This window comes from Amycolatopsis rhabdoformis, from assembly GCF_035918295.1.
GTDB classification, from domain to species: domain Bacteria; phylum Actinomycetota; class Actinomycetes; order Mycobacteriales; family Pseudonocardiaceae; genus Amycolatopsis; species Amycolatopsis rhabdoformis.
The window spans coordinates 2,347,114-2,362,545 of sequence record NZ_CP142149.1 but is presented as its reverse complement, the minus strand read 5'-3'; the positions used below and the strand labels follow the sequence as shown (position 1 = coordinate 2,362,545).

The following is a 15,432-nucleotide window of genomic DNA, read 5'->3' as shown; positions in this document are numbered from 1 at the left end:
GTGGCGCTCACGCGTCCTCCTCAGTAGCGGCCAGCACGTCGGCCAGGTGCAGCACCCGCACGCCCGAGCGTTCCCGCGAAAGCAGGCCGCCGATGTGCAGAAGGCACGAATTGTCCCCGGCCACCAGCACTTCCGCGCCGGTGTCGCGCACGTGGCGCGCCTTGTCCGCGCCCATCGCGGTGGACGTCTCGGCGTTCTTCACCGCGAACGTGCCCCCGAACCCGCAGCACTCCTCCGCCGCCGGCAGCTCCACCAGGTCGAGCCCGCGCACGGCCCGCAGCAGCCGCAGCGGTTTGTCGCCGACGCCGAGCATGCGCAGCGAATGGCACGTCGGGTGGTAGGTGACGCGGTGCGGGAAGTAGGCGCCCACGTCGGTCACGCCGAGCACGTCGACGAGGAACTCGCTGAGCTCGTAGACCTTCCGCCCGCTCTCGGCCAGCCGCGGTTCGCCCGCGCGCCGCGCGACGAGTGAGTGCTGGTGGCGCGCCGAGCCCGCGCAGGAACCGGACGGCGTCACGATGTAGTCGTACCCGGCGAACGCGTCGGCGAAGGCCCGCACCACCGGCACTGCTTCGTCGAGGTAGCCGGTGTTGACCATCGGCTGCGCACAGCACGTCTGGGCCTCGGGGAATTCCGCGTCGACGCCGAGGCGCCGCAGCAGCCGGAACACGGCTTTGCCGGTGTCGGGGAACATCGTGTCGTTGATGCACGTCACGAGCACAGCGACCTTCACGCCACGACCCCCGCCCCGCTCAGCCGCTCTTCGGCGGCGGCCCAGTTCCCGCCGCGGGGCTCGTAGCGCCGCAGTGGCTGCGTTTCGCGGATCAGCCTACGCATGGCCGCGAGGTCCGGCAGGTCGGCGCCCAGCGCCCGCGCCTGCACGAGCACGTTGCCCAGCGCCGCCGCTTCCACCGGGCCGGCCAGCACCGGCACGCCGCACGCGTCGGCCGTGAGCCGGCACAGCAGCTCGTTGCGCGCGCCGCCGCCCACCACGTGCACCACGTCGACCGGCCGGCCGGTGACCTCCGAAGCCTGCCGGACGGCGCGCCGGTAGGCGAGCGCGAGACTGTCCACAATGCACCGCACGAGCGCACCCCGGCTCTCCGGCGGCCGTTGCCCCGTTTTCCGGCAGACCGCCGCGACCCGCGCGGGCATGTCGCCGGGCGGCAGGAACTCGGGTGCGTCGAGGTCGACCACCGCCGCCAGTGCGGGCGCGTCGGCCGCCTCGGCGAGCACCGTGGCCAGGTCCGCGGGTTCTCCTCGCACGGCCCAGGTGCGCAGCGTTTCGGTGAGCACCCACAGGCCCATCACGTTGCGCAGGAAGCGGATCTTGCCGTCCACGCCGGTCTCGTTCGTGAAGTTCGCCGCCAGCGCCGCTTCACCGAGCTCCGGTTCGTCGAGCTCCAGCCCGACCAGCGACCACGTACCCGAAGAGACGTAGGCGAAGTTCGTGCTCGGCTCCGCGGGCACGGCCACCACGGCCGACGCGGTGTCGTGCGACCCGACGGCCACCACCGGCAGCTCGGGCTTGCCCAGCTCACGGGCCAGGTCCGGCACCAGCGTGCCGACCCGGTCCCCCGGGTCCCGCAGCGCCGGCAGCAGCCGCGTCGGGATGCCGGCGCGCTCGGCCAGATCGTGCGCCCAGGTCCGCGCGCGCACGTCGTAGAGCTGGGTGGTCGACGCGTTGGTGCGCTCGGCGCCGACGCGGCCGGTGAGCCAGTAGCCGAGCAGGTCCGGGATCAGCAGCATCGTCTCGGCGGCCGCGAGCCGTTCGCCCTCGGCCACCAGCTGGTACAGCGTGTTGAACGGCAGCTCCTGCAACCCGGTCACGGCGAACAGCTCACGCGCGGGCAGACCGCGCTGCACCCGCCCGGCCACGCCGTCGGTGCGGGAGTCTCGGTAGTGCACGGGGTTCCCGAGCAGCCGGCCGTCGGCGTCGAGCAGGCCGTAGTCCACGGCCCAGGAGTCGATGCCGATCCCCGCCACCGCACCGGCGTCGCCGAGCCCGGCCAGCACCTCGCGATAGAGCCCGAGCACGTCCCAGTGCAGGGTCGAACCGGTGGCGTCGGCGACCCGGACGCCACCGTTCGGGAACCGCCGCACCTCGGCCAGCTCGAGCCGGCCCGGTCCGACCGTCCCCGTCATCACGCGGCCGCTGCTCGCCCCGAGGTCGACGGCGGCCAGCCGCAGCACTTCGCCGGACTTCACCCCGTCACCACGGTCAGCCCGAGTCCCAGCAGGTCGGCCACCGCGGTGAGCTCGGCGACGCGGTGACCGGTGCCGAGCGCCCAGTGGTGGTTCACCCCGGTGGCCGACCACTCGTCGGTCCACTCGCCGGGGTCGCAGCCGAAGTCGACGCGCGACGTCGTGTTCCCGATCTGCAGCAGCGGCCCCGGCACGACCTCGCCCTCCGACGCGACCAGCACGAACGTGCCGTCGCGCTGCTGCCCGAGCCCGCACAGCGTCACCGGGCCGTGCTGCACGTCGAACTCCACCGACACGCCCCAGCCGCGTTTGCCGTGGTACACGCCGAGGCCGCGCAGCAGCGGCTTGCGCGCGCTGATCGCGAGGTGCGCCGGACCGTCGTGGCCCATCTCCACCACGCCGTCGCGGAAGTTCAGCGCCTGCAGCTCGGTGAACGAGCCGCCCGCGCCGAGTCGGTCCATCAGCAGCATCGCGAGCGACGCCCGCAGCTCGTACTCCCCGACGGCCGGCACCCCGCGCGCGGTCAGCAGCGAGGCGCCGAGGATGAACCCGGCCCCGACCCGCTCGTGGGTCTCGCCGTCGAGCCCGCGGTGGTAGTACGCCAGCGAATCCAGTCCGAAGTCCGCCACCAGCCGGTCGAGCGCCACGGAAACCTTCGCGCCCCAGGCAAAATCCTCTTCGACGACCGAATCGTCCACAGTGAACACTTCGCGCGCCAGCGCCATCCGGTCGGCGGTCTCGGCGTCGGTCACCTTCTCCACTCGCACCCGCAGGTCGTCGACCTCCAGGATCTCCACGTGCCCGCCGAGCTGCGCCGACACGAGCGTCGGGTCCGTGGCCACGTCCATCATTCCCGGGTACAGGTGCCCGAGCAGCCCGTGGCGGCCGTGCCGGAACGCCGCCCGCACGCCGGCCGCCTTGATCCACCGCGCGATCTTCGTCCAGGCCCGCTCGTCCTCGAGGAACCCCGACACCGAGCGGAACTGCACGCCGACGCGGCGGAACGCGTTGGCCATCTCCGGCAGCGGACAGGCCCCGCAGTAGGCCAGCCACGCGCCGGTGTCGAACGACGCGTGGTCCATCGCCTCGGTGGGCTGCAGGTTCAGCAGCAGCACCGGGGCGCCCGAGCGCTGCGCGATCGGCGCCAGCATGCTCGAGGTCAGGTACGTGGTGAGAAACCCGATGATCAGGTCGCAGTCGGCCACCCGCAGCTTCTCCGCGGCCGCCGCGCCCTCGGCCGCGTCGGAGACGAACCCGACGTCGACGATCTCGCAGTCCAGTCCCGACAGTCGTTCGGCGACGCGGCGCGCCGAAGCCCGCAGCTGCGGCAGCAGGTCCGGGAACTGCGGCCAGTAGGCGCCGAGCCCGCCGGCGACGAGGCCGACGCGGGTGCGGCGCGGGGTGATGCGGTCCAGGCCCGAGGGCCCGGGCCGCGCGAGCGGGTCGGTCATGAGGCTCCTAGCGCAGGAAGGCCGCGGCGACCCCGGCGTCGACCGGGACGTGCAGGCCGGTGGTGTGGGTGAGGTCGCCGCCGGTGAGCGCGAACACCGCCGCGGCGACGTGCGCGGGCAGCACCTCGCGCTTGAGGATGGTGCGCTGGGCGTAGAACTCGCCGAGCTTCTCCTCCGGCACTCCGTAGACCGCGGCGCGCTGCGCGCCCCAGCCGGCGGCGAAGATGCCGGAACCACGCACGACCCCGTCGGGATTGATGCCGTTCACGCGGATGCCGTGCTCACCGAGCTCAGCCGCGAGCAGCCGCACCTGGTGCGCCTGGTCGGCCTTCGCCGCGCCGTAGGCGACGTTGTTGGGGCCGGCGAACACCGCGTTCTTCGAGGAGATGTACACGACGTCGCCGCCCAGGCCCTGCGCGATCATCGCCTTCGCCGCGGCCTGTGACACCAGGAACGAGCCCTTGGCCATCACGTCGTGCTGCAGGTCCCAGTCGCGTTCGGTGGTCTCCAGCAGCGGCTTCGAGATCGACAGGCCGGCGTTGTTCACCACCAGGTCGATCCCGCCGAACGCCAGCACGGTCGCGTCGACCGCCGCGGCGACCGCGGCCGCGTCCGTGACGTTCGCCGTGACCGCCACGGCCTTGTCCGGTCCGCCGATCCCGGCGGCGACCTCTTCGGCCGCTTCGGCGTTGAGGTCCGCGATCGCCACGCACGCGCCCTCGGCCGCGAGCCGCTCGGCGATGGCCCGCCCGATGCCCGAGCCCGCGCCGGTGACCAGCGCGATCCGCCCGGCCAGCGGCTTGGGCTTCGGCAGCCGCTTGAGCTTCGCCTCTTCCAGCGCCCAGTACTCGATGCGGAACTTCTCGCTCTCCGCGATCGGCGCGTAGGTGGACACGGCCTCGGCGCCGCGCATCACGTTGATCGCGTTGACGTAGAACTCGCCGGCTACGCGCGCGGTCTGCTTGTCCTTGCCGAAGGAGAACATCCCGACGCCCGGCACCAGCACGATCGCCGGGTCGGCGCCGCGCATCGCCGGTGAGTCCGGCGTGGCGTAGCGCTCGTAGTAAGCCCGGTACTCCTCGCGGTACTGCGCGTGCAGTTCCTTCAGCCGCGCGATCACGTCTTCCAGCGGCGCGGTCGCCGGCAGGTCGACGACCAGCGGACGGACCTTGGTGCGCAGGAAGTGGTCCGGGCACGACGTGCCCAGCGCGGCCAGCGGCGTGAGCTTCTCCCGGGCGAGGAACTCCAGCACCACGTCGGCGTCGGTGTAGTGGCCGACGTGGCGCTGATCCGTGGACGCGAGTCCACGGATCAGCGGCGCCAGCGCCGCGGCCCGTGCGCGGCGCTCATCCTCCGGCAACCCCTCGAAACCGGGGACGACCGGACCGAACGGCTCGGCTTTGCCGCGTTCGGCCAGGAACTTCTCCGCGGTGCGGATGATCTCCAGGGAATTCTTCTGACACTCTTCCGACGTCGCGCCCCACGCGGTGATGCCGTGGCCGCCCAGGATCACGCCGATCGCCTGCGGGTTGGCCGCCTTCACCGCCGCGATGTCCAGGCCCAGCTGGAACCCCGGCCGACGCCAGTCGACCCACGCCACGCGATCGCCGAAGCACTCCTTGGTCAGCGCGGCGCCGTCGGCCGCCGTGGCCAGCGCGATGCCCGAGTCCGGGTGCAGGTGATCCACGTGCGCCGCCTCGACGAGGCCGTGCATCGCCGTGTCGATCGACGGCGCCGCACCGCCCCGCCCGTGCAGGCAGTAGTCGAACGCGGCCACCATCTCGTCTTCCCGCTCGACACCCGGGTAGACGTCCACCAGCGCGCGCAGCCGGTCGAGCCGCAGTACCGCCAGCCCGGCGCCGGTGAGCGTGCCGAGGTCACCGCCGGAGCCCTTGACCCACAGCAGTTCCACCGGCTTCGCGGTGACGGGGTCGAGCACCTCCCCCTTGGCGGAGGTGTTGCCGCCGGCGTAGTTCGTGTTCCGCGGATCGGCGCCCAGCGCGTTGCTGCGGGCGATCAGTTCCTCGGGCACGGTCATGCTCATGCTCCCCATCCGGCCTGCTGCCCGTCGGCGCGCTCGGCCTCGATCTTCTGCTGGTACCCACTGCGGTGGTAGGCGGCGACCGGGTCCGGGTCGAGCCCGGCGTCCGCGCGGACCTCGGCCAGGATCGGCCGCACGTCGGTGTTGTAGGCGTCCATCAGCACGGCGTTGGCGCCGAGCACGTCACCCGACTGCTGCGCCGTGCGCAGGGCCGCGCGGTCGACCAGCAGCGCCTTCGCCGTGGCCTCCTGCACGTTCATCACCGAGCGGATGATCGCCGGGATCTTCGCCTCGATGTTGTGGCACTGGTCGAGCATGAAGTTGATGCCGTACGCCGGATCCAGCGCGTCGCCGCGCACGATCTCGTTCATGATCCGGAACAGCTGGAACGGGTCGGCCGCACCGGCCATCAGATCGTCGTCGGCGTAGAAGCGCGAGTTGAAGTCGAACGCACCGAGCTTCCCGGCCCGCAGCAGGAACGCCACGATGAACTCGATGTTCGTGCCCGGCGCGTGGTGGCCGGTGTCGATGCACACCGTCGCCTTCTCGCCGAGCTCGAGGCAGTGCGCGTAGGAGGTGCCCCAGTCCGGCACGTCCGTGGCGTAGAAGGCGGGTTCGAAGAACTTGTACTCCAGCAGCATCCGCTGGTCGTCGCCGAGGCGGTCGTAGGCCTCGCGCAACGCCGCGGCCAACCGGTCCTGGCGGTCGCGCAGGTCGTCCTGGCCCGGGTAGTTGAGGCCGTCGGCGAACCACAGCTTCAGGTCCCGCGAACCCGTGGCGTCCATGATGGAGATCGCTTCGAGCAGGTGATCGGTCGCCTTGCGCCGGATGCCCGCGTCCGGGTTGGTGACCGAGCCGAGCTTGTAGTCGTTGTCCTGGAACACGTTGGTGTTGATCGCACCGATCTCCACGCCCAGGTCGTTCGCGAAGGCGCGCAGCGCGCGGAAGTCCTCGACCCGGTCCCACGGGATGTGCAGCGCCACCGTCGGCGCCACGCCGGTGAAGCGGTGCACGGTGGCCGCGTCGGCGATCTTCTCCTCCGCGGTGCGGGGCACCCCGGCCTGGGTGAAGACCTTGAACCGGGTGCCGGAGTTGGCGAACGCCCACGAAGGGGTCTCGATCCGCTGTGCCCGCAGAGCGGATTTCACGGCAGTCAGGTCGGGCAAGTCGATCACGTCTCTTCTTCTCACGCGCTCGCGCGCTCGTCGTCCAGATGAAAGACCTCGGTGAGCAGGGCGAAGCCCTCGTCGGGGCCGCGGCCGTCGAGGCCGGTGAAGAACTGCGCCATCTCGGCCTGCCACCGGGTGTTCACCTCGGTCGCGGCCATCGCGGCTTGAGCCGCGGCCAGGTCGTCGGCCTCGACGTAGCCGATCAGCAGCCCGTCGTCCCGCAGGAAAAGCGAATAGTTGCGCCAGCCGGTGTCGCGCAGGGCGGCCTGCATCTCCGGCCACACGGCGCGGTGGCGCTCGGCGTACTCGGCCTGGCGCTCGGGCCGGACCTGCAGGCAGAAACAGTATCGCGCCACGGTCTCCGTCCTCAGTGGACTCGATGAACCCGGTTCAACCGCGAGGGGGGCCGGCCGGGCCGCACGGGCCCGGCCGGCGTCCGCTCAGAAGTTGAACTTGTCGATGTTGTCGGCGTTGAACACGGTCGGCGGGCCGAGCACGATCTCGCCGTCCGCGCCGATCGTGTACTCACCGAGCTTCCCGGCCTTGAACTTCTGGCCCTGCGCGCCGGTGATCTGGCCCGAGCTCAGCGCCACGCCCGCGTAGGCCGCGAGGTAGCCGATGTCGGCCGGGTTCCAGAGCGCGAACTCCTTCACCGTGCCGTCCTTCACGAACGCGCGCATCTGGTTCGGCGTACCGAGACCGGTGATCGCGACCTTGCCCTTGTAGCTCGACGAGCTCACGTAGCGGGCCGCGGCCGCGATGCCGACGGTGGTCGGCGACACGATCACCTTGAGGTTCGGGAACGACTGCAGCAGACCCTGGGCCTCCTGGAACGACTTCTGGTCGTCGTCGTTGCCGTAGGCGATCTTGTCCAGCTTCAGCTTCGAGTACTCGGGCTTCTTGAGCTGCTCCTGAAGCACCGCGATCCAGGCGTTCTGGTTGGTGGCGTTGGGCGTCGCCGACAGGATCGCGATCTCGCCCTCGCCGCCGGCCAACTCTCCTGCCATCTTGGCGAGCTGCTCGCCGATGCCCTGCGTGGTGGCCTGGTTGATGAACACGTCGCGGCAGCTCTTGGCCGCGTCGGAGTCGAACGCCACGACCTTGATGCCGGCGCTGCGCGCCTGGTTCAGCGACGGGCACACCGCGTTGGGGTCGTTGGCGGCGATGCCGATCACGTCCTGCTGCTGCTGGATCAGCGTGTTGATGTAGCTGACCTGCGAGGACGCGCTGGCGTCGTTGGGGCCGACGAGCTTGTAGGTGCCCTTGAGCTCGTCGAGCGCCGTCTTGCCGCCGCCGACCTCGATGTCGCTGTAGGGGTTGTTGAGCTGCTTGGGCAGGAACGCCATCTTCACGCCCTGCTTGCTCGCCGCGTTCGGGTCCGCGGAGGCCGTGGACGCGGCCGGGCCGGAGCCCGTGCTGTCGTTCTTCGTGGTGCCGCCGCAGGCGGTGAGGCTCAGGACCAGGCCTGCCGCACTCGCCAGCGACACGACGCCGGTCAGCATTCGTCGGGACATCTTCGTCACCTTTCTGGGTTACTGCTCGGCGCCGGCGAGAACACCGGCATTCGGGGAGGGGGATCGCCGCCTGCGCCGCCGCAACGCGGCCCGGGCGGAAGAGAGGATGTTGGGCAGGAGGACCGAGATGATCAGCAGCACGCCGGTCACGATGTTGAGGGCTTCGTTGGACACGTCCTGCAGCCGCAACGCGTTCTGCAGGGCCGAAAGCAGCACCACCCCGCCGAGCACGCCGGGCAGGGTGCCCTTGCCGCCGAAGATCGAGACGCCGCCCAGCAGCACGGCGGCCACCACGGCCAGTTCGAGCCCGAAGCCGTTGTCGGCGCGGGCGCTGGAGTAGCGCAGCGTCCACAGCACCCCGGCCAGGCCGGCCACGGCGCCGCTCACCACGTAGAGCCAGAACTTCGTGCGGCCCGTCCGGATGCCGGCGAAGCGGGCCGCGGTGTCACTGGCGCCGGCCGCGAACACCCCGCGCCCGATCGGGGTGGCGTGCAGGACCACGCCGAACACGATCGCGAGGATCACCAACGGCACCAGCACGTTGGGGATCGAACTGCCGCCGATCGTGCCCGTGACCCACGAGGTGTAGGACTGCGGGAAGTCGGCCACCGCGCTGTCGCCGAGCACCACGAACGCGAGGCCGCGGTAGAGCGCCATCGTGCCGATCGTGACCGCCAGCGAAGGCAGCTTGAGCACCGTGACGAAAAAGCCGTTCACGGCACCGAGCACCGCGCCGAGCACGATGCACAGCGGGATGATCGTCTCGATCGTGAGGCCGGAGTTCCACAGGGACCCCATGACCGCCGAGGTGAGCCCGAGCGTGCTGGCCACCGACAGGTCGATCTCGCCGGTCACGATGATGAAGGTCATCGGCAGCGCCATCAGCGCGATCGGCAGCAGGTCCAGCAACAGGAACGTGTAGTTGCGGCCGGTGCCGAAGTTGTCGATGGTGCCCGACGCGACCAGCAGGACCACGATGGTGATCGCGATCACCGCGACGTCCCAGCTCGCGAGCCGCGACAGCCAGGCGGGCCGCCGTGCCGTGGTCGTCGTGGTGGTGGGATCAGACATGGGAATCCCTCTTCTTCAGTGCCTTGGCCACCCGCACCGCGACCAGCCGGTCGGCGCCGATGGCCAGCAGGATCAGGGCGCCGACGATCGCCTGCTGCCAGAACTGATCGATGTCCAGCACGGCCAGCGCGCTGCCGATCACCGTGAGCAGCAGCGCCCCGAGGCTCGCGCCCCACACCGAACCGCTGCCGCCGAACACCGCGACCCCACCGACCACCGCGGCGGCGACCACGTTGAGCTCGTAGCCCGTGCCGGCCGCGGCGTCGACCGTGCCGAACCGCGCGGCGAAGAGCACCCCCGCCAGGCCGGCCAGCGCGCCGCTCACGAGGAACGCGATCGTGGTGTTGCGCCCCACCTTGATGCCGACCAGCTCCGCGGCCTGCGGGCTCGACCCCATGGCGTACAGCTCACGGCCGCCGCGGTAATTGCGCAGCACCACTCCCGCGATCACCATCACGAGCACCGCGATCAGCACCAGCCACGGCACCCCGAGCACCGACGCGTCGCCGAAGTCGAGGAACGAACGCGGCAGCTTGTCCGCGTTGATCTGCTGCCCGCCGGCCCAGAAGTAGACCGCGCCGCGGAAGGCGTAGAGCGTGCCGAGCGTGACCACCAGCGCCGGCACCCGGCCGAACCGCACCACGGCGCCGTTGATCAGCCCGCACGCGGCCCCGACCACCAGCCCGGCCAGCAGCGCCACGATCACCGGCAGACCCGGGTTGTCGCGCAGCATCGACCCGACGGCGAACGCCGAGAGCCCCAGCACCGACCCCACGGACAGGTCGATGTTGCGGGTGATCATCACGACCGCCTGCCCCACCGCCAGCACCGCCAGGATCGCCGTGCCCAGCAGGATGTCACGGATGCTCTGCCCCGACAGGAACCGCGAGTTCTGCGTCGCGGTGAACACCACCAGCACCACCAGCGCGAGCACGATGCCCGACTCACGCGCCTTGAACACCGTGCCGAACACCGATCGCCGCTCCCCCGCACTCACCTGCCGCGGTGGCGGTGCCGCCACTTTGGTCGCGTTCACGCCGCCTCCTGGTTTTTCGACGCGCCAAGGCGCGGCTGTGTCATCACGTCGGCGAACGCGGTGTCGGATGAATCGGACCTGCAAGCAGTCCTCATGCCGCCGTCTCCTGTCCCATGGCCGCGAACATCACCGACTGCTCGTCGGCCTCGGCCCGCGGGATCTCCGCCACGATGCGGCCCTCGCGCATCACCAGCACGCGGTCGGCCATGCCCAGCACCTCGGGCAGCTCCGACGACACCATCACCACGGCCACGCCCTCGGCCGCCAGTGCCGACATCAGCCGGTGCACCTCGGCCTTCGTGCCGACGTCGATGCCGCGCGTCGGCTCGTCCACGATCAGCACCCGCGGCGCCATCGAAAGCCACTTGGCCAGCACCACTTTCTGCTGGTTGCCGCCCGAGAGCGTGCCGACGGCGTCGCCGAGCCGGCCGTACTTCGTGCGCAGGCGCTCGGTCCAGCGCAGCGCCTCCCGGCGTTCGCCCGGGCCGAGCAGCAAGCCGAGTTTCGACAGCGCCCGCGCTCGCGGCAGGGTCACGTTCCGTTCGATCGACAGGTCCATCACCAGTCCCTGCTGGCGCCGGTCCTCCGGCACCAGCGCCATGCCCGCCGCCATCGCCGCGCGCGGCGAGTGGGGCTTGAGCTTCTTCCCGTTGAGGCGCACCGTTCCGGCGTCGCGTTCGTCCACTCCGAACACCGCCTGGACCACTTCGGACCGGCCCGCTCCCACGAGCCCGGCGAACGCGACGATCTCGCCGGCCCGCACCTCGAAGGAGATGTCGCGGAACACGCCTTCGCGCGTGAGACCGTCCACTTCGAGCACCACGGCGCCGGGTTCCACGTCCTGCTTGGGGAACAGCGCGTCGAGATCGCGCCCCACCATGCGGCGCACCATCTCGTCCACGGTCACCTCCGCCATCGCGTCGGTGGAGACGTGCTTGCCGTCGCGCATGATCGTCACGCGCTGGCACAGGTCGGTGATCTCCTCGAACCGGTGCGAGATGAACATGATCGCCGCGCCCTCGTCGCGCAGCGCCCGCGCCACGGAGAACAGGCGCTCGACCTCCACGAGGCTCAGCGCCGCGGTGGGCTCGTCCATCACCAGCACCCGCGCGTCGGCGGAGAGCGCCTTGGCGATCTCCACGATCTGCTGGTCGGCGATCGACAGCCCGCGCGCCGGGCGGTTCGGGTCGATGCGCACGCCGAGGCGGGTGAAGAGCCGCTCGGCCTCCTCCCGGATCGCGGTGCGGTCGATCATCCCGAGCCGGCCGCGCGGGTGACGGCCCATCACGATGTTCTCGGCCACCGTGAGGTCGGGGAACAACGTCGGTTCCTGGTAGATCACCGCGATCCCCGCGGCTTTCGCGTCGGCGGGCGAGGAGAAGGAGACTTCCTCACCGGCCAGCAGCAGCGTGCCCGTGTCGGGCCGGTGCACGCCGGCCAGCATCTTCACGATCGTCGACTTGCCGGCACCGTTTTCCCCGACGAGCGCGTGGGCCTCGCCGGCGTAGAGCGGGAACGACACGCCCGCGACCGCCGCGACCGCACCGAACGACTTCGTGACCCCGCGGACCTCGAGCAGTGGCACTCGGTCGCGCTCCTGCCGCGTCATCGCGACCTCCGGATTGAAAGGTTTCACAAACCTGGCGCGGTGACGCTACTATGCGTCGGAAGAGGAAGTCAATGACGACGATATCTCGACGTAGTCGCGGTTTTTCAGGCAGCAACCCGTGATTGTCACGTTTCAACACAGGTCTTGTTTCAGCGCGGGTCAGGGTCTACGAAGGGCAGGGGTGGCCGTGGAAGGCTCGGACGAGGTCACGGGGCCCGTGCCGCGCGCGGCGGGGATCAAGGACGTGGCGGCCGCGGCCGGGGTCTCGCTGGGCACGGTCTCCAACGTGCTCAACCGGCCCGAACGCGTGAGCCCGAAGACCCGGGCCAGGGTGCAGGCCGCGATGACCGCGCTGGGGTTCGTGCGCAACGAGTCCGCGCGGCAGCTGCGCGCCGGGCACAGCCGGGTGCTGGCCTACGTGATGCTCGACGGCCGCAACCCGTTCTTCACCGACGTGGCCGCGGGCATGGAAGACGCGGCCGCGGAGGACGACCTGTCGCTGTTCGTCTGCAACAGCGCCAACCTCGTGGAACGCGAGGCCGCCTACCTGTCGCGGCTCGAGCAGCAGCGCGTGCAGGGCGTGCTCATCACCCCGGTCGACCCGGCCTCACCCGCCCTGGCCGAACTCGTGCGGCGCGGCACGCCGGTGGTCGTCGTCGACCGCACCCGCCCCGGCGACGCCCACTGCTCCGTGGCCGTGGACGACGTCCGCGGCGGCGAGATCGCCGTGCGCCACCTGCTCGACCAGGGCCACGAACGCATCGCCTTCGTCGGCGGCCCGCTCACCCTCGGCCAGGTCCGCGACCGCCGCGAGGGCGCCCTGCGCGCCCTCGCCTCCGCCGGCCTCTCCCCCGACCGGCTCGTGGACCTCGCCACCCCCCAGCTCACCGTCGAGGACGGCAGCACCGCCGGCCAGCGCCTCGCCGGCCTGCCCTCGGCCACCCGGCCGACCGCCGCGTTCTGCGCCAACGACCTGCTCGCCCTCGGCCTGCTGCGCAGCTGCGCCGCCCTGCGCATCACCGTGCCGGACGACCTCGCCATCGTCGGCTACGACGACATCGACTTCGCCGCGGCCGCCACGGTGCCCCTCACCTCCGTGCGCCAGCCCCGCCACCGCCTCGGCCGCACGGCGGCGGAGCTGCTGATCCAGGAGACGTCGGATCCCGCGCATGTGCACCAGCAGGTGACGTATACGCCGGAGTTGGTGGTGCGGGCGTCGACGTTGCGGACGAAGTAAGTCCACTTTGGATGGTTGTTACGGACGAAGGTCTCGCGGGGTCAGTTTCAACGCGTCCACGTTGTCGAGGAAGAAGAACGAGTTACCGACGTTGGTCTCGCCACCGATCGCGAGTACCGTGCCGTCCGACTCCGTCGCGCAGTCGTGGGAGCCGCGCACCACAGGGAACAGCGCGTCGAGCAGCTTCCAGCGACCACGGGCCGGATCGAAAACCTCACTCGTGCGCCGGCCGTCGACGAAGACCTCACCGGGCGCCAGCTCGACTCCCCCGGCGACGACAAGCACCTTCCGCCCGCCGACCGTGGTCTCGACCGCGCAGGGCAGCAGGCGCGACTCCTTCATCCCGGCCACGGAACTCCACCGGTTCACGCGGGGGTCGTACCGCTCCACCGTGGTCAGGGACGCGCCATCGAGCCCCCGCCCGCCGATGGCGTAGAGGAAGTGCTCTGACGCCACGAGCCTCAGGCGGGTCCGCGGCGTCGGCATCGCCGCGACCGGTTTCCACGTGCGCTGCGCGGATCGATACGTCAGCACCGAACCGGTGACCCGACTCGAGGGCCCGGCCTCCCCGCCGACCACGTACAGAACGCCGTCGAGCGAGGCTGCCCCGGCGCCGTCGCGCACCTCGGGCAGGGACGGCGCCGGCAACCACCGGCCCCTTTCGGGGTCGAACGCCTCCACCGTCGCCAAGGATCTTTGGCCGGGGTCGATTCCACCGATCGCGTAAGCCCGGCCACCCAGTTCCGCCGTCGCGTGATTGGACCGCGCCGTATGCATCGGCGGAACCGGGTGCCACTCGCCGCGCCCGGACGTCCTGCGGCTTTCGGTCACGGCCAGAACGTCTTCGTTCCGAAAACCTCCGATCGCATAGATCCTGCCGCGCACCGTCGCCACGCCGAGACCACCGCGAGCGTGGTCGAGCGACGGGCGATGAACCCACTGCGCCGGCGAATGTTCACCGTTTGCTCCGGCCGTGGCCGGTATCACTGCGGAAATGCAGATTCCCGCGGTCAGAAACACCAGAAAACGTCGCGCAACACCGCCACGCCCCTCAGCCACCATGACCCCGCCCGACTTTCCTCCCGAAGCCGATGGGCACCCGCCTCGAATCCGGATCAACCGGTGAAAAGGCCGACACCCCTTGAAACGCAGGATCCGCCCGAGTGCCATATCCGTCAATCAGGACAATTTCACCGACTGCTCACAGAAACCCAAAATCGGGAAATTGTCATTTTCGCCGCCTCGCCAGGCACCTCTATCCACCGGGCCGCACCCCGCCTTGCCTCCTACGCGCCCGGAACCTGCGTGACCTCCGACTGTTCCACCCCATGCGGAATGTCGAACGACTCCTCCCCCGTCCTCAACAGCCGCAGAATCACCCTGGCCACATACTCTGGGCTCTGCACCACCATCCCCGGCCGCGGTGACGCGCCGAGAACGAACCGGCCGTCCGCGAATTCCGTGGCGGTGATCGACGGCAGCAGCAGCGACACCGCGATGCCGTCCGGCTCGAGTTCCTTCGTGAGCACCGCGCTGAGCATGTTCACCGCGGACTTGCTCGCCGCGTAGGCGCCGACGCCGACGGCAGCGCGCCGGGTGGTGCCGGAGCTGACGTTGACGATCCGGCCGAAGCCCTGGGCCCGCATGGTGGGCAGCACGGCCTGCGTGACGGCGAGCAGGCTGACCACGTTGAGCTGCAACGTCTTGGCGAAGTCGGCGGCGGCCACCTGGTCGAGGGGGCCGTGGAGGCCGGCGCCGGCGTTGTTGACCAGGCCGTCGATGCGGCCGTGGCGGTCGAGGGTCGCGGAGACGAGCGCGGCGACCTGCCCAGGGTTGGTCACGTCGGTGGGGACGGCGAGGGCGCCGTCGAGTTCGGCGGCGAGGGAGGTGAGGCGGTCGGCGCGGCGGGCGGCGAGCACGGGGTGGGCGCCGGCCGCGTGCAGCCGCCGGGCGGTCGCGGCGCCGATGCCGGAGGAGGCGCCGGTGACGATGACCGTTTTGCCGGCCAGGTCGATGAGGTCTGTCATGCCTCGACGTCTACCAGACGCACCTGTGGACCCGGCAGTTGACATTCTGGTCTTATGAGCCTAAGAAATACC

The 15,432-nt window shown here is 70.8% G+C and carries 13 protein-coding genes; 1 reads left to right on the top strand and 12 read right to left on the bottom strand.

The window, feature by feature from the left end:
• Nucleotides 1–7: 7 nt before the first annotated feature.
• From VSH64_RS11075 to VSH64_RS11030, 10 genes are all read right to left on the bottom strand, one after another.
• Nucleotides 8–733 carry a (Fe-S)-binding protein gene (locus VSH64_RS11075; RefSeq protein ID WP_326835452.1) on the bottom strand — a complete coding sequence of 242 codons (726 nt, stop codon included), beginning with the start codon at nt 731–733 and terminating at the stop codon, nt 8–10.
• Complete coding sequence (locus tag VSH64_RS11070; RefSeq protein ID WP_326837934.1) at nt 730–2,145, bottom strand: rhamnulokinase; 1,416 nt, start codon at nt 2,143–2,145, stop codon at nt 730–732. Before VSH64_RS11070 ends, VSH64_RS11075 begins: the two co-directional genes overlap by 4 nt.
• Before the next feature lie 59 nt (nt 2,146–2,204).
• Nucleotides 2,205–3,656, bottom strand: a complete 1,452-nt coding sequence (locus VSH64_RS11065; RefSeq protein ID WP_326835451.1) for an L-fucose/L-arabinose isomerase family protein — start codon at nt 3,654–3,656, stop codon at nt 2,205–2,207.
• A 7-nt stretch (nt 3,657–3,663) separates the two neighbouring features.
• Entirely contained in the window at nt 3,664–5,694 is a 2,031-nt protein-coding gene (locus tag VSH64_RS11060) for a bifunctional aldolase/short-chain dehydrogenase (RefSeq protein ID WP_326835450.1), read from the bottom strand.
• 2 nt (nt 5,695–5,696) lie between these two features.
• The gene (gene rhaI / locus VSH64_RS11055; protein WP_326835449.1) at nt 5,697–6,872 is read right to left on the bottom strand and encodes an L-rhamnose isomerase; all 1,176 of its coding nucleotides are present in this window, start codon (nt 6,870–6,872) and stop codon (nt 5,697–5,699) included.
• A gap of 11 nt (nt 6,873–6,883) precedes the next feature.
• A complete protein-coding gene (locus tag VSH64_RS11050; RefSeq protein WP_326835448.1) occupies nt 6,884–7,222 on the bottom strand; it encodes an L-rhamnose mutarotase in 339 nt (112 codons plus the stop codon).
• 84 nt (nt 7,223–7,306) lie between these two features.
• Nucleotides 7,307–8,380, bottom strand: a complete 1,074-nt coding sequence (rhaS, locus tag VSH64_RS11045; protein ID WP_326835447.1) for a rhamnose ABC transporter substrate-binding protein — start codon at nt 8,378–8,380, stop codon at nt 7,307–7,309.
• A gap of 18 nt (nt 8,381–8,398) precedes the next feature.
• Nucleotides 8,399–9,451, bottom strand: coding sequence for an ABC transporter permease (locus tag VSH64_RS11040; protein ID WP_326835446.1), 1,053 nt, complete (start codon nt 9,449–9,451; stop codon nt 8,399–8,401).
• Nucleotides 9,444–10,487 (bottom strand): ABC transporter permease, encoded by a 1,044-nt coding sequence (locus tag VSH64_RS11035; RefSeq protein ID WP_407655642.1) that lies wholly within the window; start codon nt 10,485–10,487, stop codon nt 9,444–9,446. The genes VSH64_RS11040 and VSH64_RS11035 overlap by 8 nt, the downstream gene beginning before the upstream one ends.
• Before the next feature lie 91 nt (nt 10,488–10,578).
• Entirely contained in the window at nt 10,579–12,096 is a 1,518-nt protein-coding gene (locus tag VSH64_RS11030; RefSeq protein ID WP_326835445.1) for a sugar ABC transporter ATP-binding protein, read from the bottom strand.
• Nucleotides 12,097–12,331: 235 nt separating this feature from the next.
• Here VSH64_RS11030 and VSH64_RS11025 point away from each other — a divergent pair, with 235 nt between their 5' ends.
• On the top strand, nt 12,332–13,333 hold the full coding sequence (locus VSH64_RS11025; protein ID WP_326837932.1) for a LacI family DNA-binding transcriptional regulator: 1,002 nt from the start codon (nt 12,332–12,334) through the stop codon (nt 13,331–13,333).
• A gap of 18 nt (nt 13,334–13,351) precedes the next feature.
• On the opposite strand, the gene VSH64_RS11020 is transcribed toward VSH64_RS11025, so the two are convergent.
• Both VSH64_RS11020 and VSH64_RS11015 read right to left on the bottom strand, forming a co-directional pair.
• Nucleotides 13,352–14,395 carry a Kelch repeat-containing protein gene (locus VSH64_RS11020; protein ID WP_326835444.1) on the bottom strand — a complete coding sequence of 348 codons (1,044 nt, stop codon included), beginning with the start codon at nt 14,393–14,395 and terminating at the stop codon, nt 13,352–13,354.
• Between the two features lie 224 nt (nt 14,396–14,619).
• Nucleotides 14,620–15,360 (bottom strand): SDR family NAD(P)-dependent oxidoreductase, encoded by a 741-nt coding sequence (locus VSH64_RS11015; protein WP_326835443.1) that lies wholly within the window; start codon nt 15,358–15,360, stop codon nt 14,620–14,622.
• Between the last annotated feature and the right edge of the window lie 72 nt (nt 15,361–15,432).

Excerpts from the sequence above, each read along its gene's own strand:
- VSH64_RS11070 (WP_326837934.1), bottom strand. The coding sequence starts at position 2,145 with ATGACGGGGACGGTCGGACCGGGCCGGCTCGAGCTGGCCGAGGTGCGG.
- VSH64_RS11065 (WP_326835451.1), bottom strand. The coding sequence starts at position 3,656 with ATGACCGACCCGCTCGCGCGGCCCGGGCCCTCGGGCCTGGACCGCATC.
- VSH64_RS11060 (WP_326835450.1), bottom strand. The coding sequence starts at position 5,694 with ATGACCGTGCCCGAGGAACTGATCGCCCGCAGCAACGCGCTGGGCGCC.
- rhaS (WP_326835447.1), bottom strand. The coding sequence starts at position 8,380 with ATGTCCCGACGAATGCTGACCGGCGTCGTGTCGCTGGCGAGTGCGGCA.
- VSH64_RS11040 (WP_326835446.1), bottom strand. The coding sequence starts at position 9,451 with ATGTCTGATCCCACCACCACGACGACCACGGCACGGCGGCCCGCCTGG.
- VSH64_RS11030 (WP_326835445.1), bottom strand. The coding sequence starts at position 12,096 with ATGACGCGGCAGGAGCGCGACCGAGTGCCACTGCTCGAGGTCCGCGGG.
- VSH64_RS11020 (WP_326835444.1), bottom strand. The coding sequence starts at position 14,395 with ATGGTGGCTGAGGGGCGTGGCGGTGTTGCGCGACGTTTTCTGGTGTTT.
- VSH64_RS11015 (WP_326835443.1), bottom strand. The coding sequence starts at position 15,360 with ATGACAGACCTCATCGACCTGGCCGGCAAAACGGTCATCGTCACCGGC.